The following is a 19,806-nucleotide window of genomic DNA, read 5'->3' as shown; positions in this document are numbered from 1 at the left end:
ATGTGCCATCATGGTGCTCTGCGCCACAGCATCGCGGCTGTCGCCCCACGCCCCTCAGGAGGACCCCATGCGTCGACTGCCCCGTCGTCTTTTCCTCGGCTCGAGCGCCGCCGCCGGGGGCCTCGGCCTCCTCGCCGCCTGCGCGCCCGGTTCCGATTCCGGCTCCGGCGGGAGCGACGGCGGCGGCTCCGGCCCTGCCGCGTCCGACGTCGAGACCGACCCGGCCGCACTCGGCGAGATCACTCTGAAGGTCTGGGACCAGGAGGTGCGCGGCGCGCAGAACGATGCGATCGAGGCCCTCATCGAGGCGTTCCAGAAGGACTATCCGAACATCACGGTGGACCGCGTCTCGCAGTCCTTCGACGACCTCCAGCAGCAGACGGGCCTCGCGCTGTCCGGCAACGACGTGCCGGACGTGCTGCAGGTCAACAACGCGCGCGGCGACATGGGCGAGTTCGTCAAGGCCGGCCAGCTGACCGACCTCTCCGGCTACGCCGAGGCCTACGGCTGGGAGGATCGCTTCGCCGACTCCGTGCTCGCCAAGGCCCGCTACTCGGCCGACGCCGTCACCTTCGGAGAGGGGCCCCTGTGGGGACTTCCGCAGACGGGCGAGGTGTGCGGCATCTACTACAGCGCGACGAAGCTCGAGGCCCTCGGGGCGGAGCCTCCCGCCAGCTGGGAGGACCTGTTCGCCCTGGTCGAGGCCGCGCAGAAGGCCGACGAGCAGCCGCTCGTGCTCGGCAATCTCGAGCAGTGGCCGGCCCTGCACGTGTTCGGCCCGCTCCAGGCGCACTTCGTGCCCAGCGACGAGATCGTCACCCTCGCCATGGGCAACGCCGGTGCGGACTGGACCGACGACGCCAACGTCCAGGCGCTCACCCAGCTCGCGGACTGGGCCGCCAGCGGCGCCTTCGGCGACTCGCCCAACGGCCTCGCCTACGACACCGCCTGGGCGGACTTCACCAAGGGCACCGGCGTGCTCCTGATCGGCGGCTCCTGGCTCGGCCCGGACATGGAGGCCGTGATGGGGGAGGACCTGCGGTTCATGGCGCCCCCGGCGGGCACGGACGGCACGGTCGCCACCACCGGCGGCACCGGGCTGCCCTTCGCGATCCCGGCCCAGGCCGCCCAGGCCGACGCCGCTGCGGCATACATCGACTACATCACCAGCGACACGGCGATGGAGCTGATCGCCGACAAGGGCGGGATGCCGGTGCTGAACACCGCCGATCTGGCCCCGTCGTCGGGGGTCAACAAGGACATCTACGAAGCCTTCGACGCCGTCTCCACCGACGGGGTGCTGCTGCCCTATCTCGACTACGCGACGCCGTCCTTCGCGGACACCGCGGGCGCCGCTCTGCAGGAGGTCATCGGCGGCCAGTCCGAGCCGTCGGCCGCCGCCGAGACGCTGCAGGCGGACTACTCCGAATTCACCGCGGGATCCTGAGCAGCGCATGGCATCCGAACAGGCAGGCGGGCCCTCGCCCGGCTCCCCCGGTGGGACCCCGCTCGGCTCCCCCGGTGGGGCCCGGCTCGGCTCCACCGGTGGGACCCCGCTCGGCTCCACCGGTGGGACCCCGCTCGGCTCCACCCGCGGGGCCCGGCCCGGTTCCACCGGTGGGACCCCGCCGGCCACTGGTGAGCTCCCGCCAGCCACCGGGCCTGTTCCCGACGGGCCGCTGGTGAGGCGAGGTGGCATATCTGCCAGATGGCGTCACCAGCGGCCCGCCCAGGACACGCGCCGGCGCGTGCGCACCGCTGGGTCGTCGGCCGTGACGCGGCGCCGCCCCTCGGCCGTGGCGCGGCACCGTCCCTCGGCCGTCGTGCGGTCCCGTGCCACCCCGTACCTGTTCATCCTGCCCGCGTTCGTCGTATACGCGGCGTTCTCGCTGTACCCGCTGGTGCGGGCCGCACAGTTCTCGCTCTTCGAGTGGCCCGGCTTCGGGCCGTCCACCTTCGTGGGGCTGCAGAACTACGTGGATCTGGCCTCGGACGCCGCCTTCCTCGCGGCGATCGGCAACGCCCTGGTGCTGATCGTGTTCTATGCGGTGCTGCCTCTCGTGATCGGACTGGTGCTCGCCGCGATCTTCCGACGCGGGCAGGTGCGGGGGATGGGCTTCTTCCGCTCTGTGATCTTCCTGCCGCAGGTGATCGCGCTGGTCGTGGTCGCCGTCGCCTGGCGGAACATCTACGCGCCCGGCGGGCCGCTGAACGAGGCGCTGCGCGCCGTGGGGCTGGACGGGCTGGCTCGGGGCTGGTTGGGGGACCCCGGCGCGGCCCTGCCCGCCGTGGGCTTCATCGGCACCTGGCTCGAGATGGGGCTGGTGATGCTGCTCCTGCTGGCCGGGATGAGCCGGATCCCCGATGATCTCTTCGAGGCCGCCCGCCTCGACGGCGCCGGCCCGGTGCGGGAGTTCTTCGCGATCACCTTGCCCTCGGTGCGCGGAGAGATCGTGGTGGCGCTCGTGCTGACCATCATCGCCGCGCTGAAGACCTTCGACCTGGTCTACCTGACCACCTCCGGCGGGCCCGGCAATGCCACCACGGTGCCCAGCTACGAGGTCTACTTCCGGGCCTTCCAGCTGCGCGAGGTGGGCTCCGCGAGCGCCGTCGCCATCGTGCTGACCCTGCTCGTGTTCGCGATCAACGTGGGCGTCACCCGGATCGGGGAGCGTGCCTCATGAGGGTCTCCTCCGCCGAGCGGACGATGAACTACGTGGTGCTGGGGGTGTTCGCCCTCTTCGCGCTCATCCCCGTGATCACCATCCTGGCCACCGCCGTCTCCCCGCAGATCGGCCAGGCGCCGGGCCTGCACCTGGCCAACTTCCTCGAGGCCTGGGAGGTGGGTGGCTTCGGCCGCTCGCTGGGCAACTCGCTGATCATCGCGGCGATCGTCGTGACCAGCGCGGTCACGCTGTCCGTACTGGCCGGCTATGCGTTCGGCACGATGCGCTTCCCCGGATCGACCGTGCTGTTCTACGTGTTCCTGCTTGGGCTGATGATCCCCACCGAGGCCACGGTCATCCCATTGTTCTTCGACCTGCGCACCGTGGGGCTGACCGACACCTATGCCGCGATCGCCCTGCCCCAGATCGCGCAGTCCGTCGCCTTCGGCACCTTCTGGCTGCGGGCCCAGTTCCGGTCGATGCCGGAGAGCATGCTCGAGGCCGCCGCGATCGACGGTGCCGGTCCGATGCGCACGCTGCTGCGGATCGTCGCCCCCGCCTCGGTGCCGGCGCTGACCACACTGGTGGTGCTGGTGTTCATGTGGACCTGGAACGAGTTTCTCATCGCCCTGGTGATGGCACCGGGCGGCAGTCTGCGCACCGCGCCGTTGGGCCTGGCGAACTTCCAGGGCCAGTACACCGCCGAGACCGCGCTGCTCTCGGCGGGTGCCGTGATCGTCGCCCTGCCGATGGTGATCATGTTCCTGTTCCTGCAGCGCCACTTCATCCGAGGAATGCTCGAAGGAGCCGTCAAATGATGACCCCCGACCCGACGACCCCCGGCCCGACGACCCCCGACGGGACGACCCCCGACCCGACGGCCCTCGGCCCGACGACGCCCGGCCCGACGCCCCGGCAGCTGTCGGCGGCCGAGTCCCCGACGATCGCGCCGACGAACGCGGGCATACCGCCGCCCGCCCCAGGTGCCGGCCCCTGCACGCCCGAGGAGATCGCCGCGCTCGACGCGGCCCACGAATGGGATCCCCTGGCCGCGCAGCGCCGTGCGGACGATCCGCCCCTGGACGTCCTGCTCTCCGGCACGGTCTTCTTCGACATCGTGTTCACCGGGCTGGAGCGACTACCGCAGCCCGGCGAGGAGCTGTGGAGCAAGGGCATGGGATCCAGTCCCGGCGGGATCGCCAACCTCGCCGTCGCGGCCGCCCGTCTGGGCCTGCGCACCGGGCTGGTCGCCGGGTTCGGGGACGACGCCTACGCCGACTGGATGTGGCACACCATGGCGCACGAGGAGGGCATCGACCTCAGCGCCTCCCGTCGCTTCCCCGATTTCCACTCCTCCCTGACGGTCTCCGTCGCCACCCAGGGGGACCGGGCGATGACCACCCACGGGCACGACCTCCCCGAGCCGCTCTCCGCACTCATCGCGCAGGCCCCTGCCGCGCGCGCCGCGGTCGTGGATCTCGCGGGGGAGACCGCCTGGTGGGCTGACCTGGCCCGGCGCGGCTCGAAGATCTTCGCCGACATCGGCTTCGACGAGACGGGGCGCTGGGACCTCGCCGACCTCGCTCCGCTCGCCCACTGCCACGCGTTCACGCCCAATGCCCTCGAAGCCATGAGCTACACCCGCACCGACAGCCCCGACCGGGCTGTGCGCAAGCTCGCGGAGATGGTCCCGCTCGCGGTGGTGACCGATGGCGCCGCCGGCTCCTACGCGATCGACGGCACCACCGGCGAGGAGGCGTACTGCCCGGCGGTGCCCGTCACCGCGACCGACACCACCGGCGCCGGCGACGTGTTCGCCGCCGCCATGGTGCTGGGCACCCTCGCCGACTGGCCGCTGTCCGAGCGCCTCAAGTTCGGCTCGCTCTGCTCGGCGCTCGCCGTGCAGCAGTTCGGCGGGTCGCTGGCCGCGCCCGGCTGGGGCGACATCACCGACTGGTGGCGACATCTGACCGACGCCTCCGACGGCGGCGACCTGCGGGCCGCCTACACCCGCGACGGGTACTGCTTCCTCGAGGACATCGTGCCCGACCACCAGGTGCAGGGCCGACGCCGGGCCCAGGGAACCTTCGCCCTGCGCTCCGACGCCGGGAAGCACTGACCTGATCCCAGCGCCGCACCGTCGCGGCGCCCGTGAGAGACGAGAATCCCATGTCGACCACACCCCTCCTCTTCGATCCCGCCGCTCCGCACCCCGACCGGACTCCTCGCAGGCGCCCCGAGCGGGGCCCGGAGCTCTCGCTGAGCAGGCGGCGCCTGCTGCAGGGCTCGGCCGTTCTCGGCCTCGCCGCCGGAGCGAGCGTCCTCGACCTTCCGTCCCTCCCGCCGATGGAGCGGGCGCTCGCCGACGGCGGTGTCGATCTCGACATCCTGTACATCGGTGCTCACCCGGATGACGAGGCGTGGACCCTCGCGGCCTTCGGGCAGTGGAACGAGTTCGCGGACCAGAAGGCCGGAGTGATCACCGTGACCCGCGGCGAGGGCGGCGGCAACGCGGTGGGCCTCGAGGAGGGCCCCCAGCTGGGCCTGATCCGCGAGACCGAGGAGCGCACCGCCGTGGGCTACGCGGGCATCGAGCACGTCTTCAACCTCGACGCGGTCGACTTCTTCTACACCCTCTCGGCGCCCCTGACCTACGACGTCTGGGACGGCGCCGAGATCCTCAGCCGCGTCATCCGGGTGGTGCGCGCGACCCGGCCCGACGTCATCGTCACCATGAACCCGTCCGCCGTCGAGGGCAATCATGGCAACCATCAGCAGGCCGCGATGTTCGCCGTCGAGGCGTACCACCTGGCCGGGCGCGAGGACGTGTTCCCGGAGCATTTCGAGGAAGGTCTCGCCCCGTTCTCCCCGAGCCGGATCCTGCGCTCCGGATCCAACGGCAGCTCCGGGACCGGACCCGACGCCGTCTCGCAGGGATACGAGCCCGAGGTGGCCAGCGACGTGGTCTTCGGTGCCTGGGACGGCACCGATTCCGCGCACCATGACAAGCGCTGGAGCGCGGTGCGCGACGACTCCGTGCACGCCTATCGCACCCAGGGCTGGCACGTGAACCCTCCCTCGCCCACCGACCCCGAGCAGATCCCCGCGACCTGGTTCACGCTCATCGATTCCCGCACCCCGCTCGCGGATCCCACCAGCTCCGACACCGCCGCCCTCGAGGGCGCGTCGCTGCCGATCGAGGGCGGCCTGCCGCTGGGCACACGGCTCGAGGTCACCGCTGACCGTTTCGCCGTCCTGCCCGACGGAGAGGTCGAGATCACGGTGCGCATCGCCGCGCCCGGCAGCGCCCTGCCCGGCGTGCAGGTCGCGCTCGAGGGCCCCGACGGATGGAGCGTCGGCCGGGCCCAGGGGATCGGGACGATCCCCGCGCACCGGGAGCGCACCGCGACGTTCACCGTGTCGGTCCCCTCGGGCGCCGCCACCGGGGAGCACGTGCTGCTGCGCGCCCGGGTCACCTCGCGACGAGGCGACGGCGAGAACGTGCTGCCGCTGCGCACCGCCGGGCCGGTCGAGGCAGGGCTCGTCGAGCGCCCCGAGATCGCCGCGTTCCTGGAGTGGACCGAGGAGCTCGGCATGCAGCGCCTGGACGCGCTGGTGCCCACGCGGCGCGCTCTGGGCTCCGGACGCGCCGAGACCTTCGAGATCATCGCTCGCAACCACTCCGAGCACGACCAGGACGCCGAACTGGTGCTCGAGCTGCCCGAGGGGATCACCGCGGATCCGCCCGAGCTGCTGCTGGAGGCAGTTCCCGCCGGCGGCACCGCCTCCGCCGAGGTGCGGATCGAGAACACCGATCCCGACCTGCCCACGGCGAACCGCGCACCGAACGGCGGCGTCTACCCGCTGACCGCGACCACCACGGCGGACGGCATCACCGCGACCCTCACCCAAGGACTCCACCTGGTTCCGCGACTGGTGGCCGCGCGCAGCGACGGCGTCGAGGTCGACGGGCAGCGGGGCGACACGGAATACCCCGGCGATCCGATCGACATCGGCACCCTCTGGGAAGGTGAGGAGGTCACGCCCGAGGACGCCTCCGGCAGCACCTGGGTCACTTACGACGACGAGAACCTGTTCGTGTTCGTGCAGGTCAACGACGACACTCTCGGCGCGTTGCTGCCCGCGGAGGACAACAAGCAGCGCTTCCGCACCGACTCGATCGAGATCATGATCGATCCGCGCGGCGCCTCGGACGACACCTCGAGCACCTTCATCCTCGGGGTCCTGCCCGGCACCGCTGCCGAGGACGGCATCGGCGGGCCGGTCGCGGGCCGCGATCATGACAACCGGCAGGGACCGATCGACGAGGTCGCGCCGGGCGTGCGGATCGCGGCGAGCATCTCCGAGCCGTACGAGGGGTACGTGATCGAGACCCGAATCCCGTTCGCGGAGCTGCCCGACGGCGTCGATCCCACGAACATCGGCTTCAACGTGGTCGTCTACGACTCGGACACCGACGACCAGACGGGCCAGTCCCGGATCGGATGGTCCACCTTCCCGGGCATCCAGGCGGATCCCTACCGCTGGGGCGTGCTCGAGCTGCCCGACCTGCCCGCCGGCGAGGAGGCCCCGGTCCAGCCCCGGATCCCCGACTCCGCAGCCCGTTCCGTGGAGTCCCCGGCCTCGATCCTCCAGGCCGCGGTCGACGGCACCGGCCTCGGCGGCGCTCCCGCGCTGCCCAGCGGCAGTCTGCGCCTGGATCAGGCCCGACAGGACGGAGAGATGATCTCCGTGCGTCTTCGCAGCCAGGAGGCCGGCACCTTGCGTGTGTACCTGTGGGACGGGACGACGATCCTCGGGGAGCTCGAGGCGGGTGAGATCACTGCGGGCACGCAGCAGCTGGAGGTGCCGCTCGACGAGGACGCGGCCGACGGCGCGAGGCTGCGCGTGGTGGCGTCCCTGGAGGGGGAGAGTGGAACGTCCGCGGCGGCCGCCGCCCTCTGAGCACGGCGGTGGAACGCCTCCTCCGATGCGCTGTCGCTCGGATGCTCCGGTGCCCGGTGCCCGGTGCCCGGTGCCCGGTGCCCGGTGCCCGGTGCCCGGGGGAGAGGACTGCTGCGCACCTTGCGCGCTGTGTCCAGCGTCCCTGTGACCTCGGTGACCAGTGTCCAGAAACCCGGAGAAAACGGGTAGTTGAACAGTAAGCTGCAACTGCGTCCCGTCGGGGCGCTGTGAGCAGACGGCCGGTGCCTACGCTCCGGCTCGGAGGCGCCCGGAAGGCGACCCTCGGGCATCGGTGACGACTTCCAAGGATGCGCATGACTCCGCAGCGCCCTGCCCCGCAGCCCCATGACAGCAGCCAGGACCCCCTGAGCGCCTCGTCCGCCAGCCAGGATTGGCCCAGCGCCCCGCCCGCCGGGCAGGATTGGCCGAGCGCTCCGGCCGGGCAGGACTGGCCCAGTGCCCCGCCCGCCGGGCAGGACTGGTCGAACGTGTCGGCCTCGGGGCCGCACCACCTCAAGACGCCGCTGGCGTCGTCGGCCTACCGCACGCCGCAGAACGGGCTGTCGGCGCCCGGCAAGAGCTACGCCGTCGCCTGGGCGCTGTCGCTGTTCCTCGGGGTGTGGGGCGTGGACCGCTTCTACCTCGGACGATGGAAGACGGGCCTGCTGAAGCTCGTCACGATGGGCGGCTTCTTCGTCTGGTACCTCATCGACCTCGTGCTCCTGCTCACGGGCACGGTGCGAGATGCGAAGGGGCGCCCGCTGCAGCAGTTCGAGACGGCGAAGTGGCCCTCCCGGGTGATCTCAGCGGTCGCGGTCGCCAGCGTCTTCGCGCTCTTCGCCGTGGCCGGCTCGATCGACACTCCCACGCCACCGGAGACTGAATCCCAGGTCGCAGCGCCGGCAGCGGAGACCAAGGACCTCCAGGCGCCGGTGGAGGAGACGGCGGAGCCGGTCGAGGATCCGACCACCGAGGCCGCACCGACCACCACCGCCGCACCGGACCCCACGCCCACCACCACGGAGCCCGCCCCGACCACGGACGCCGTGATCGCGGCCGACGGCACCGCGCTCGCAATGCTCGCCGGCCTCGAGGAGAAGGGCCGCGCGCCGAAGACCGACTACGACCGGGACTCCTTCGGCTGGCGGAACGACGTGGACCACAACGGCTGCGACACCCGCAACGACATCCTGCGCCGGGACCTGGAGGACATCACCCTCAAGGGCGGCTCCAAGGGCTGCGTCGTGCAGCTGGGCACGTTGAAGTCCCCGTACAGCGGTGACTCCGTGGCCTTCGACCGCGACGACAACTCGATCGACATCGACCACGTCGTCGCCCTCTCCGACGCCTGGCAGACCGGCGCCTTCGCCTGGGACGAGACCACCCGCGCCGCCTTCGCGAACGACCCGCTGAACCTGCTGGCCGTCGAGTCGAGCCTGAACCGGCAGAAGAGCGACAGCGACGCGGCCAGCTGGCTGCCGCCGAAGAAGGACTACCGCTGCGAGTACGTCGGGCGCCAGATCGCGGTGAAGGACAAGTACGACCTGTGGGTCAAGCCCGCCGAGGCCGACGCCATGGAGGGCGTGCTCGCCGACTGCGACGGCTTCGCCGCGATCGCCGACGACGACACTCTGCTGTGGCCCGCGGCCGGGGAGGGCGACGTGATCGCCACTCAGGAAGAGCCCGCCCCGGCGCCCTCTCCGGAACCGGAGCCCGCACCCGCCCCGGCGCCCAAGCCCGCCAAGGCGACGACTCCGAGCAGCGGCTCCGGCTCGAGCTCGGGCACCCGCAGCGGGTCGAGCTCGGAAGGGTCGGGCTCCTCCTCGGGCGGCTCGGTGTACTACAAGAACTGCGACGCCGCCCGCGCCGCAGGCGCGGCGCCCGTGCACTCCGGAGACCCCGGATACGCCAAGCACCTGGACCGCGACGGGGACGGCGTGGGCTGCGAGTAACGCATCCTTGCTGTCTCCGAGGGGTCATGGCGTGGTGGCAGGACAGTCGTGAGTGAGTGCCGCACGGGCTCGTGCGACGGCGATTGGCGCGGACCAGGCAGCTTGCCATGATCAGGGATCTGCGTTGTGACGCTGGGGTCTTTCGTAGAACAACGTCGCCAGAGCCATGAAAGCGGTCAGCGCCTGCGGCGCAGCACCACCACGGCGTCCAGATGCTCGCCGTGCTCGCCATCGGGACTGGTGGCTGGGCGGCGGTCCTCGGCGACCTCCACCTCCCACTCCTCGGCGGGAAGGGCAAGCTGCTCCACCTGTTCGCTCGCGCCGACCATGTCCGCCCGGTGATCGTCGGCCCAGGAAGGCGGCGCCGCGTGGGAGATGACCACCAGGTGCCCGCCTTCGCGGAGGGCGCCGGCGGCCCGTCGCAGGATCGCTCGCCGGTCCAGTTCGACGTCGGACTGGAAGAAGGATGCGGTGACCAGGTCCGTCGTGGCGGGTTCCGGCTGCCAGGCGCTGAGGTCCGTCGCGGTGAAGGTCGCGCCGTGCAGACCGCGTGCGGCGGCCTCGGTCCGGGCACGGCCAACGGCGGTCTCCGAGATGTCGAGGCCTGTCGCCTGCCAGCCGCGCTCGGCCAGCCACAGCACGTCCCCGCCCTCCCCGCAGCCGAGGTCGATCGAGGTGCCGGGAGCGAAGCCGCTGACCACCGCGGAGAGGGTGGCATTGACCCGCCCGGACCAGACGCGGTCATCGCCGGCGTAGCGCTGTTCCCAGTGCTCGGCGGGGGAAAGACCGGGCTCGGCAGGGGTGTGATCGTGCGTGGCGGCGTGCTGGTGCTGGTGGGTCATGGGCAGAGCCTGGCAGATGCGCGGGTGGCCGGGAGGGTGCGTGCGCGGAACGCCGCCGCAGGGTGACGAGACGTGCGCGTCGCGCATACGTGGTCAGGAAAGGTGCGGTGACGATCACTCGAGCGCGCGATGCGGGATGGGCGACGCCGCCGGGACGGTGACAGGCTGGCGGGCTTCGGATCTGGATGTGTGGAGCTGGATATGCGGCCAGCGGCCATCCGCACGACGGCTGACGGGCGCCCGACGAGAGATCAGATGATGTTCGAGTCGCGATGTGCTGCGGCCTCGGCGACGATCTCCTCGCTCCACTCGTCTTCGGTGACCACCCGAGCGAGCTCCCAGCGCTGATGGACCGGGCACTTCTGGAAACGTCGGGTGCCCAGTCGGATGGATTTGAAGGACACGAAGGGGAGCCACACGCCTGACTTGCACAGGTGAGAGCCGATTCTGGAGATTTGGGAGTGTTCGTGCTGGTGAGCGCATCGCGCGGTGAGAAAGTGACACACTAACTGGGTGGCGTTTCTGCGGAAGGTGACCACGGCCTCGGGTGCGACGGCCGTGCAGATCGCTGAGCGGAAGAACCGCCGGGACGTGGTCCTTGAGCACCTCGGCTCCGCGCGTACCGAAGCGGAACTCGCGGCCTTGATGAGTGTCGGCAGGGACAAGATCCACGCCGGGCAACTGGCTCTTGACCTCGACTTTTCCCAGGATCCTCAGTCCGCGGTGGTCGATTCGAAACACTCTCGCCTGCTGGTGGAGACCCTCCGCTCGGCCTGGTCCGCGCTTGGCTTCGACGTCGTCGAGGATGAGGCGTTTTTCCAGCTCGGCGCCGCGAGGCTGATCGAGCCAACGTCAATGAGCGATTCCCGCCGCGTCCTTTCCGACGTCGGGGTGGAGCCGGTCCACCGCAACACCTTCCACGCCGCTCTACGGCGCTGCGCCGAGCGTGAGTACCGCGACCGCATCGCCACGAGGTGCTTCACACACGCCTCGACCAGCGGAGACATCTCCCTGGTGCTCTACGACGTCACCACCCTCTACTTCGAAGCCCCGAAGGAAGACGAGCTCCGGAAGGTTGGCTTCAGCAAAGAGCGGAGGGTCGATCCTCAGATCGTGGTCGGCCTCCTGGTCGATCGTGAAGGGTTCCCGCTGGAGATCGGCTGCTTCGAGGGCAACAAGGCTGAGACCCTCACGATCGTGCCGATCATCAAGCAGTTCCAGGCCCGCCACAACCCGGCGGACATGGTCGTCGTCGCGGACGCCGGGATGCTATCGATGGCGAACCTGAACGCCCTGGCCGAGGCGGAGTTGAAGTTCATCGTCGGCTCACGGCCGAAGAAGGCGCCCGGTGACCTGGCCAATCACTTCCATTGGAACGGCGACGCGTTCAGCGATGGGCAGCTGATCGACACGATCACCCCGCGCCACGGCTCCACCAAGACCGAGTCGAAGCGGCGCCGCAGGGAGCCGGTCTGGGACGCGCAGGAGCATCCCGGGCACTGGCGCGCGGTCTGGTCCTACTCCCGCAAACGCGCAGTCCACGACAACTACACCCTCACGCAGCAGGAGAACAGGGCCCGAGCCGTGATCGCCGGAGACGCCTCGGTTAAGGGCACGCGGTTCATCAAATCCACCAAGGCCGGCAAGGAACTGGATGAGGACTCGCTGGAGAAGGCGAAGCAGCTGGTCGGTCTGAAGGGCTACGTCACCAACATTCCCTCGAGCACTATGGCCGCGCCGGAGGTGCTCTCCAGCTACCACAACCTCTGGCACGTGGAGCAGTCATTCCGCATGAGCAAGACAGACCTCCAGGCCAGGCCCATGTTTCATCATCAGCGCGAGGCGATCGAAGCCCACCTCACCATCGTCCTCACCGCGCTCGCAATCGCCCGTTTCCTGCAGGACAAGACCGGGTTCAGCATCCGCAAGATCATCCGCACTCTCTGTCCGCTGCAGGACGTCACGATCGCCCTGGCCGGGCAGCAGATCACCGCGAAGCCCGACCACACCGACGACGCCCGACACGTCCGCAACGCGCTGACACACTAAACCCGTGCAAGTCAGGGCGCGCCAGACTCACCGCTTGACAAACATAGGAGATTCAACGGCCGCCTCGAGCACCTCCGAGGCACCTCCTGGGGTTCCGCAACCTGACCCACTACTTCCTTCGCTCTCTGCTCGACACCGGAGGATTCGGAAGCCTACTACACCCTCAGATGCGATGAGTCCCTTATGCTGCGACCGGATCCTCTTGTGGGCAATGCATGTCCGGGGATAGGCCCAAAAGAGAACCTATGGCGTGGGACAAGTCGAATCCCAGGAACTCTCCTAAAGCGTTCGCTACGTGGTATCCAAGAACTGGCGGCACCGCATTACCGATTTGCCTATATCTTGCGCTCTGAGGACCCTGCCAATCAAGTTCCTTCGGAAACGTTTGAATAGCCGCCGCCTCTTCGACCGTGATTCGACGGAGGCGGTCCGGAACGCGGGCAATCGGATCGGACCCGGCAATAAGTGATGAATGGTAATCAGCTACCCAGCTGGCACTACCTTGGGCAAACTGGTGCTGATCAATAATTGGCGTCCTGTTGCCACCCATTGATGCTGGCAAGGTAGGCGCGGGGCGTTGAAGATCCATTGGTCTTCCTTGACCGTTAAATAGCATTCCTGCGAACGGAGACTTCCTAAGCACTGGCTTCTTGGCCGGGGTGACTCGTGCAGTGCAGATTGTATCGTTGCCTGGCGCCCCCCAGGTAGGTAACGACTCAAGGGCCCACCTCAATGCGGGAGGTCGGCTTGCCGTGACCGCTTCTGGGGCGGGTAGCGGCAATTCGCGGTCCCGAACCCCGACGAGAAACATGCGCTCACGCGACTGGGGGACCCCAAAGTGGCTCGCATTAAGAACGTGAAGAGACGTCTTGTAGCCCAAGCCTTCGGCGCGTTCGATAAGGTCAGTTTTCAAACCCGCCCAACGCGTGTTCACCGCGAGAGATTTAACATTTTCCATGACAAATGCAACCGGCTGGACGCGCTCAACAACCTTGAGAAAATTCCACACATGCTTGGAGCGAGGGTCATTTGGGTCCATTTTCCCGGCGACCGAGAAGCCCTGGCATGGCGGTCCACCAATAACAACGTCTGCCGTGCCCGGTCCAGGAATCCCGTCGACACGGGTAATATCTCCTACCGCGACACGATGGCCATCCAACTGGAGATGAGGATGCTTTTTTGAAGCAGCGCTAATCCAGCTCTCATAAGTTTTTGCCGCAAACAGATCTATCTCGTTCGCAAAAACAGGTATATATCCGGCCATCGCGAAGCCGATGTCGAGACCTCCGGCTCCACTGAAAAGTGAGACGACGCGGGGAGCGCTCATTCGGTCCTCCAAGCAGGTGTGGTCTCAAGGGGTGGGCTCTTGCTGGAACTGCAAGTTGCTGGCTTACACTACCATCCCTGGGTCCTGCTTTGCGTGATTGACTGACCGGTAGAGTGGCCGTCAGCACATGCTAGGCATGCAGACGCCTGGTGACCTTGGTGAGCGACGATCGACCGGGAGGCACAGTGGCGAACTTTTCGGCGGCTTTTGGCCAGCAGCTTCTATGGTTGCGGTTGCATGCGGGCCTAGCACAAAGCGAGCTGGCCGTGCAGATCGGGGTCGATGCCTCTGTCATATCGAGATTGGAGTCCGGCACAACACGCTGCAGTGTGGAGGTGTTCACCAAAATATCGTTCGCATTAAACGTCAAACCCGGTGAGGTGCTCGATGCATTTCTGTGTTCAGCGCCTGATGAGTATAAAGAATTGAATGGAGATACCTAAGTGCAGAATAAGGCGTTAAAGGACGCTCTCGACAGGCTCCTTCTGCCGGTAAAGCCCGATAATCAGGCGGAAGTCGTCGAGGCCGCGTCCACCTATTTTGCTAGCAATGCGACGGTTGCATGCGACTCGTACGGTGACTTGCTTGTTCAGCATATCGAAAGCTGGCGTCACGATCTTTCCGTGTCGTCGTTTCTGCGAGATCTAGTTCGTGAATGTCTTCGGGTAACTGAAACCTTCCACCCAGACTTCAGCAAGAGCTTCTTTACGACGCATAGGAAGCTTATGGAGCAGGGCGAATTGGAGTTTTCTAACGCTTCCGCTTTGTTGAGCCAGTCCGCGACGATTGCTGAACTCCTGGTGCGCCAGCATATGTCATGCGCGCAAGTAGCCGCGGTCCTCACCGCCATACTCGGAGGGTACGAGTACAATTGGAAGCAGGTCCAAATTGTGGCGCGCCAATTGAAGGCGCTCCCGGTGATCGATGACATTGAAGCTCGAAAAGTTTACGAAACGGACGAGGCGGAATCTGAGCGCAAATTCGCTGACGCTTCCCCTGTTGAGTGCATTGAGCAGATAGCCTCCGAAGCCGAGTCGTTGGGATACATAGGTCCCATTGCTGAAGATCTTCAGAGGTTTTACGGGGACGGTATTGACTTTGTCCCACAGTACGCGGTTATTCTTCACTATAATCTTCTCGTTTCCGAATTTTTTGACCATCCGGCCAATGCGGCGTATGAGTTTTCGCCGAGAAGCCAGCTATCTCTAGAATTTCAAAGAGAATTCCATCCGTCGTATGCATCCACCGAGAACGCATATTTGAACAACTCCAAAGGTGCATCGGCATTTGATAGTGACTGGGCATGGTCTCGAAAGGGGGGACTCCGCCGGCAGGCGCTTGCACTGGCGGACCTTCTGTTCTATTTGAGCCGGATGTCGTATCCAGCACGGCGTGAGCTGGCTAGGTCGATTCGTGCATGGCTCGCTAGAATCGAGAGCGTGCATAGGGTGCTGGCGGTGACCGTGTCTCCCCCCGGAATCGAGGGAATGGAGAGGTTCTTCGAGGGTGTGAGTCAGGAAAATTCGCGCACCCGAGGAATTCTCGAGCAGCGAGCCGTGGACTGCTTCGCAGTGGCGCTTGATCGGGCCAGGCCAGCGGAAAGCGTAAGCAGGGGAATAGGCGATTCTGTTTCGGCCAGCAATTCAGCCAGGAAGAAGCTGGGGGACGTTGAGTTCCTGTATAAGGCGGAACGGCGGGTTCAAGCTTTTGAGGCGCATGGAGGTGCGCTAGAGGAGCTTTACGTAGATTTGCACCGCCTTTCATTGCGACGTATATTGAAAGCTAGGCTGGTGGAGCTTGAGCAGCTTGGCGAGGCTGACCAATGGAATATGTGTATTCGTTTTATTGCTCACGATATCGGACCCGTCGCGGATGGTCTTGCCGAGAGCCATATCGAAGGTTTTGTGGTCAGTTGGAAGTTTGAGACGTTTTCCGAGGTTTGGAGGCAAGTGTCTCAACTCTTGGGTAAAGATGAGCTTTACGAGATCTTCCTGTACCGTGTTGTGGAGCCGCTTCAGAGTCAATGGGTCCCAAATGGCGTGAAGGAACGGTTCAACCAAATCTCGCTTGGTTAGTTTTTGGGCGATTTCGCAATGAGTCGTTTTGCGTTAAACAGATACCCCGTCTCGGGGTCTCCGCCGGCAATTAGGCGCCCGTGTCAAAAAGTTTTTGACCGTTCAATCGTCATGGTTAGCCACTCGGTGCGATATGGGCGCCCCGGGGTGGGGAGCCTTCGGCGGAACCGAGTCTCGTTTGATGCAGGGTTGGCAAGACCCAGTAAGCGGCTTGGTTTTTGGCCTGGGGTGCTGATGGATGTTTCGGAAGCAGTGCGTCCGGGATGCGCTAGTCGCTTTTATTATCGGTCTTCTCCTCACTGTCGGGGGGTGCTCACAAGGTAACGGCGCGGCGGATTGCGCGCTCTCACCCGTCGTATCGGTGACGTCTCCGTGTCGAGGTGCCGTACGAGTGGCCGGCTGGGGCTGCCGCACGATCTCTGACGACTTGCCGGAGCCGATGCGTCGCGATATGACCGATTTCTTCGTCCGTGAACTTCGCGCGACGTCGTGGCTTCGCGCGGTATCCCCGTTCGATCAGGATGCGGGGTACGCGATCAGGGCGGACCACCAGTGGAACGGCGCCTACCCGGCGTGGCCGCCGGAAGCCGCTCGGGCACGATCACCGTCGGTGACTCTCAGGCCGTTCTCGACTGGCTGCCCGGGTTGGCGCGATCGACGAACCAGGGTCCGCCCGGCAGGCCCAGTTCATTGGGTAGGGGATCGACGCAATAGATGGGGGAGCGCGCAAGACACCCGCTCAACTGCCCTACATCATCGATGGGTTGTGCTCGTCTGCCGGGTCCTTCTGCGACATGGTGCTGGCCGCCGTCTTCGGCATCTCCGCTGGCCTCGATGGGACGGTCTAAATCTCGGGGGCTGAATAGAGAATATCGATCCCGAGGCGCGTTTTGAAGGACTTCAGGGCCAGTGGCGGCGGTACAACATCGCCGCGGGGGAGGTCATCGAACGCTGAGTCGGACTCGTGTCCGAATCAGGGAAACCGGAAGTGCATGAGCAAGAAAGCGGCCGACGGGCGGAGTCCGAGCTATTTCTGCAAGACTGGGTGAACGCTTGGCGCCGCAGCTCTGCGACGTCCTACAGAACGAGGTCAACGATGTTCATGCAGTACCGCAGCCCCGCCCGTCTGGGCCGTCCGCTGTCCGTGATCGGCCAGGGCTGCTGGCAGATCGGCGCCGACTGGGGCGAGGTCTCCGACGAGTCTGCGCAGGGAGTGCTCGGCGCCGCCCTCGACGCGGGCGTGACGTTCTTCGACACCGCCGACGTCTACGGCGACGGGCGCAGCGAGCGCCTGGTCGGGGCGATGCGGCAGAACGCCGGCGGATCTCAGGCGAACGGCGACGAGCCCTTCGGCGGATCGTCCCCGTCGGCCCCGCTGTTCGTCGCCACCAAGGCGTCCCGTCGGGCGGATCCCTTCGCTCCGGAGTCCTTCACCGAGGAGAACCTGCGCGCCTGGGTGGAGCGCTCGAGGCAGAACCTCGCGATGGACACCCTCGACCTGGTGCAGCTGCACTGCCCGCCGCCCGCGATCTACCGCGACGACCGGGTGTTCGACGTGCTGGATGCCCTGGTCGCGGAGCAGAAGCTCGCCGCCTGGGGCGTCAGTGTCGAGACCTGCGAGGAGGCGCTGATCAGTCTCGAGCGGGAGCACCTCGCCTCGATCCAGATCATCCTCAACCCGTTCCGTCTCAAGCCGCTGGACGAGGTGGTGCCGCTGGCCCGTGAGAAGGGCGTCGCGATCATCGCGCGAGTGCCCCTCGCCTCCGGTCTGCTCACCGGCAAATTCTCCCCGGGCACGACCTTCGCGGCGAACGACCACCGCAGCTTCAACCGCGCGGGAGAGGCCTTCGACCAGGGCGAGACCTTCTCCGGTGTGGAGTACGACGTGGGGCTGCAGGCCGTGGCCCGGCTCGAGCAGGCCCTCGACGGGGCGATGCCGCTGCCGGAGGCCACGCTGCGCTGGATCCTCGCCCAGGACGGCGTCACCGCGGCGATCCCGGGCGCGAGCAGCGGAGAGCAGGCTCGTCGCAACGCCGCCGCCGGCAGTGCCCCCGCCGACGAGCAGCAGGCCGTCCTCGCGCGGTTCGACGCAGCCGTGCAGCAGACCTACGACGATCTGCTGCGCAAGAACATCCACCCCCGCTGGTGATCGCCCGGCGGTCCTGACCACGCCGAGAGCACCCCGGACCATCAACGCCCCAGGAACCTTGAGGAGATCTGCTTTGTCCCGCCCCAACATCGTGTTCATCATGTCCGACGACCACGCGGCGCACTCGATCTCCGCCTACGGCAGCAGGGTCAACACCACCCCGCACCTCGACCGTCTCGCCGACGAGGGGGCGCGGATGGACGCGGTGTACTGCACCAACTCCATCTGCACGCCCTCGCGCGCCTCGATCCTCACGGGCACCTACAGCCACATCAACCGCGCCCCGTCGATCTACTCCGAGTTCGACTACCGGGTGCCCACGTTCCCGGAGGTCCTGCACGACTGCGGCTATCAGACCGCACTGTTCGGCAAGTGGCATCTGGGCCGCTCCGAGGGATCCCGGCCGCGCGGCTTCGACGACTGGCGGATCTTCCCCGACCAGGGCGACTACGTGGACCCGGTGATGATCGGGCCCGACGGGGAGGAGACCATCGAGGGCTACGCGACGGACATCGTCACGCAGCAGAGCCTCGACTTCCTCGAACAGCGCGACCCCGATCGGCCGTTCTGCCTGCTGGTGCACCACAAGGCGCCGCATCGTCCCTGGGTACCGCACCCCCGGTACGAGGGGATGTACGAGGCCGGGACGATCCCCGAGCCGGAGACGATGTGGGACGACCACGCGACCCGCGCTGAGGTGGTCCAGCAGGTCCGGATGAACCTGGATGATCTGCGGCCGACGGACTACAAGGACGAGCTGCCGCCCGAGCTCGAGGGCGAGGGGAAGGGCCGTGAGCGGGCCTCCTGGAAGTACCAGCGGTACATGCGGGACTACCTGCGCTGCGTGCAGGCCGTCGACGACTCCGTGGGTGAGATCCTCGGCTGGCTCGAGACGCAGGGGCTGGACGAGGACACCGTGGTCATCTACACCTCCGACCAGGGGTTCTTCCTCGGCGATCACGGCTGGTTCGACAAGCGCCTGATGCTGGACGAGTCGCTGACGATGCCGATGCTGGTGCGCTGGCCCGCGCAGGTCCCGGCCGGCTCCCACATCACCGACATGATCACCAACGTGGACTTCGCCGCGACGCTGCTCGAGGTCGCGGGGCGGTCCCCGTCGGACCTCCCGCAGCAGCAGGGTCGCAGCTTCCTGCCGCAGCTGCGCGGCGAGAGCGTCGAGGGCTGGAGGCAGTCGGTCTACTACCGCTACTGGGAGCACGACGACCCCGAGCATCACGCGCCCGCCCATTACGGCGTGCGCACGAAGACCCACAAGTTCATCCGCTACTACAACGACGGACTCGGCAGCCCGGGCTCGTCGGACCGCATCATGCCCGTCGAGGACGAGCTCTACGATCTCGTCGCCGACCCGAACGAGCTCACCAACGTGGTCGCAGATCCGGGCCACGCAGGAGCGCTCGCCGAGATGGAGCAGCTGCTCGCGGACCTGCAGGAGCATTACGGCGACGAGCCCTACCGCGGCCCGGACACGCCCCGCCTGGAGTGGCCTGCTTGAGAGGGACGCCGTGTCGGCTGTTGGGGTGGCCCGCCTGAGAGGGACGCCGTGCCGGCTGTTGGGGTGGCCCACTTGAGAGAGACGCCGTGTCGGCCGTCGTGAGCAGGTTCTGCCGCTGCCGCTGCCGCTGCCGCTGCCGCTGCCGCTGCCGCTGCTGCCGCCGCGAGCGAGTTTTGCGGGCCAGCGACCGATGCGCGGCACAGCATCGGTTGTGATGTCTCAGGACTTCGGTGACAGTTCTGTATCAGGACATCGGTGACAGTTG

14 protein-coding genes are annotated in these 19,806 nt (G+C 67.2%); 11 read left to right on the top strand and 3 right to left on the bottom strand.

Annotated features, from left to right (window positions below; translation table 11 throughout):
* The first annotated feature begins 67 nt into the window (after positions 1-67).
* From CIK81_RS13220 to CIK81_RS13195, 6 genes are all read left to right on the top strand, one after another.
* Positions 68-1,447, top strand: coding sequence for an extracellular solute-binding protein (locus tag CIK81_RS13220; protein ID WP_338076152.1), 1,380 nt, complete (start codon positions 68-70; stop codon positions 1,445-1,447).
* Positions 1,448-1,748: 301 nt separating this feature from the next.
* Positions 1,749-2,684: a carbohydrate ABC transporter permease gene (locus CIK81_RS13215; protein WP_114312186.1), complete on the top strand. Its 936-nt coding sequence runs from the start codon at positions 1,749-1,751 to the stop codon at positions 2,682-2,684.
* Complete coding sequence (locus CIK81_RS13210; protein ID WP_096197516.1) at positions 2,681-3,484, top strand: carbohydrate ABC transporter permease; 804 nt, start codon at positions 2,681-2,683, stop codon at positions 3,482-3,484. The genes CIK81_RS13215 and CIK81_RS13210 overlap by 4 nt, the downstream gene beginning before the upstream one ends.
* On the top strand, positions 3,481-4,785 hold the full coding sequence (locus CIK81_RS13205) for a carbohydrate kinase family protein (protein WP_241964164.1): 1,305 nt from the start codon (positions 3,481-3,483) through the stop codon (positions 4,783-4,785). The genes CIK81_RS13210 and CIK81_RS13205 overlap by 4 nt, the downstream gene beginning before the upstream one ends.
* 50 nt (positions 4,786-4,835) lie before the next feature.
* Positions 4,836-7,631, top strand: a complete 2,796-nt coding sequence (locus CIK81_RS13200; protein WP_114355803.1) for a sugar-binding protein — start codon at positions 4,836-4,838, stop codon at positions 7,629-7,631.
* A 314-nt stretch (positions 7,632-7,945) separates the two neighbouring features.
* Positions 7,946-9,583, top strand: coding sequence for a DUF1524 domain-containing protein (locus tag CIK81_RS13195; RefSeq protein ID WP_158542037.1), 1,638 nt, complete (start codon positions 7,946-7,948; stop codon positions 9,581-9,583).
* A 176-nt stretch (positions 9,584-9,759) separates the two neighbouring features.
* Here the strand turns inward: CIK81_RS13195 and CIK81_RS13190 are convergent, their stop codons facing one another.
* A complete protein-coding gene (locus CIK81_RS13190; RefSeq protein WP_114306841.1) occupies positions 9,760-10,425 on the bottom strand; it encodes a bifunctional 2-polyprenyl-6-hydroxyphenol methylase/3-demethylubiquinol 3-O-methyltransferase UbiG in 666 nt (221 codons plus the stop codon).
* Between the two features lie 251 nt (positions 10,426-10,676).
* A complete protein-coding gene (locus CIK81_RS13185) occupies positions 10,677-10,829 on the bottom strand; it encodes a hypothetical protein (protein ID WP_199586373.1) in 153 nt (50 codons plus the stop codon).
* Positions 10,830-10,938: 109 nt separating this feature from the next.
* Between CIK81_RS13185 and CIK81_RS13180 the strand changes: the two genes are divergently transcribed.
* A complete protein-coding gene (locus CIK81_RS13180) occupies positions 10,939-12,474 on the top strand; it encodes an IS1634 family transposase (RefSeq protein ID WP_241964163.1) in 1,536 nt (511 codons plus the stop codon).
* A 181-nt stretch (positions 12,475-12,655) separates the two neighbouring features.
* Here the strand turns inward: CIK81_RS13180 and CIK81_RS13175 are convergent, their stop codons facing one another.
* Positions 12,656-13,801, bottom strand: a complete 1,146-nt coding sequence (locus CIK81_RS13175) for a DNA cytosine methyltransferase (protein WP_114355802.1) — start codon at positions 13,799-13,801, stop codon at positions 12,656-12,658.
* Between the two features lie 149 nt (positions 13,802-13,950).
* Between CIK81_RS13175 and CIK81_RS18870 the strand changes: the two genes are divergently transcribed.
* The 4 genes from CIK81_RS18870 (at position 13,951) to CIK81_RS13160 (ending at position 19,541) form a co-directional block, all read left to right on the top strand.
* Positions 13,951-14,244 carry a helix-turn-helix domain-containing protein gene (locus CIK81_RS18870; RefSeq protein ID WP_369406893.1) on the top strand — a complete coding sequence of 98 codons (294 nt, stop codon included), beginning with the start codon at positions 13,951-13,953 and terminating at the stop codon, positions 14,242-14,244.
* Positions 14,245-15,876 carry a hypothetical protein gene (locus tag CIK81_RS18045; RefSeq protein ID WP_147271596.1) on the top strand — a complete coding sequence of 544 codons (1,632 nt, stop codon included), beginning with the start codon at positions 14,245-14,247 and terminating at the stop codon, positions 15,874-15,876.
* Between the two features lie 1,102 nt (positions 15,877-16,978).
* On the top strand, positions 16,979-18,025 hold the full coding sequence (locus CIK81_RS13165) for an aldo/keto reductase (protein ID WP_158542039.1): 1,047 nt from the start codon (positions 16,979-16,981) through the stop codon (positions 18,023-18,025).
* Positions 18,026-18,098: 73 nt separating this feature from the next.
* A complete protein-coding gene (locus CIK81_RS13160; protein ID WP_114328005.1) occupies positions 18,099-19,541 on the top strand; it encodes a sulfatase in 1,443 nt (480 codons plus the stop codon).
* Positions 19,542-19,806: the final 265 nt, after the last annotated feature.

This window comes from Brachybacterium sp. JB7, assembly GCF_003335205.1.
Taxonomy (GTDB): Bacteria; Actinomycetota; Actinomycetes; order Actinomycetales; family Dermabacteraceae; genus Brachybacterium; species Brachybacterium alimentarium.
The sequence above is the reverse complement of the archived record's forward strand: the minus strand, read 5'-3'. Positions and strand labels throughout refer to the sequence as shown.

Excerpts from the sequence above, each read along its gene's own strand:
- CIK81_RS13200 (WP_114355803.1), top strand. The coding sequence starts at position 4,836 with ATGTCGACCACACCCCTCCTCTTCGATCCCGCCGCTCCGCACCCCGAC.
- CIK81_RS13205 (WP_241964164.1), top strand. The coding sequence starts at position 3,481 with ATGATGACCCCCGACCCGACGACCCCCGGCCCGACGACCCCCGACGGG.
- CIK81_RS13175 (WP_114355802.1), bottom strand. The coding sequence starts at position 13,801 with ATGAGCGCTCCCCGCGTCGTCTCACTTTTCAGTGGAGCCGGAGGTCTC.
- CIK81_RS13190 (WP_114306841.1), bottom strand. The coding sequence starts at position 10,425 with ATGACCCACCAGCACCAGCACGCCGCCACGCACGATCACACCCCTGCC.
- CIK81_RS13220 (WP_338076152.1), top strand. The coding sequence starts at position 68 with ATGCGTCGACTGCCCCGTCGTCTTTTCCTCGGCTCGAGCGCCGCCGCC.
- CIK81_RS13195 (WP_158542037.1), top strand. The coding sequence starts at position 7,946 with ATGACTCCGCAGCGCCCTGCCCCGCAGCCCCATGACAGCAGCCAGGAC.
- CIK81_RS13210 (WP_096197516.1), top strand. The coding sequence starts at position 2,681 with ATGAGGGTCTCCTCCGCCGAGCGGACGATGAACTACGTGGTGCTGGGG.
- CIK81_RS13165 (WP_158542039.1), top strand. The coding sequence starts at position 16,979 with ATGCAGTACCGCAGCCCCGCCCGTCTGGGCCGTCCGCTGTCCGTGATC.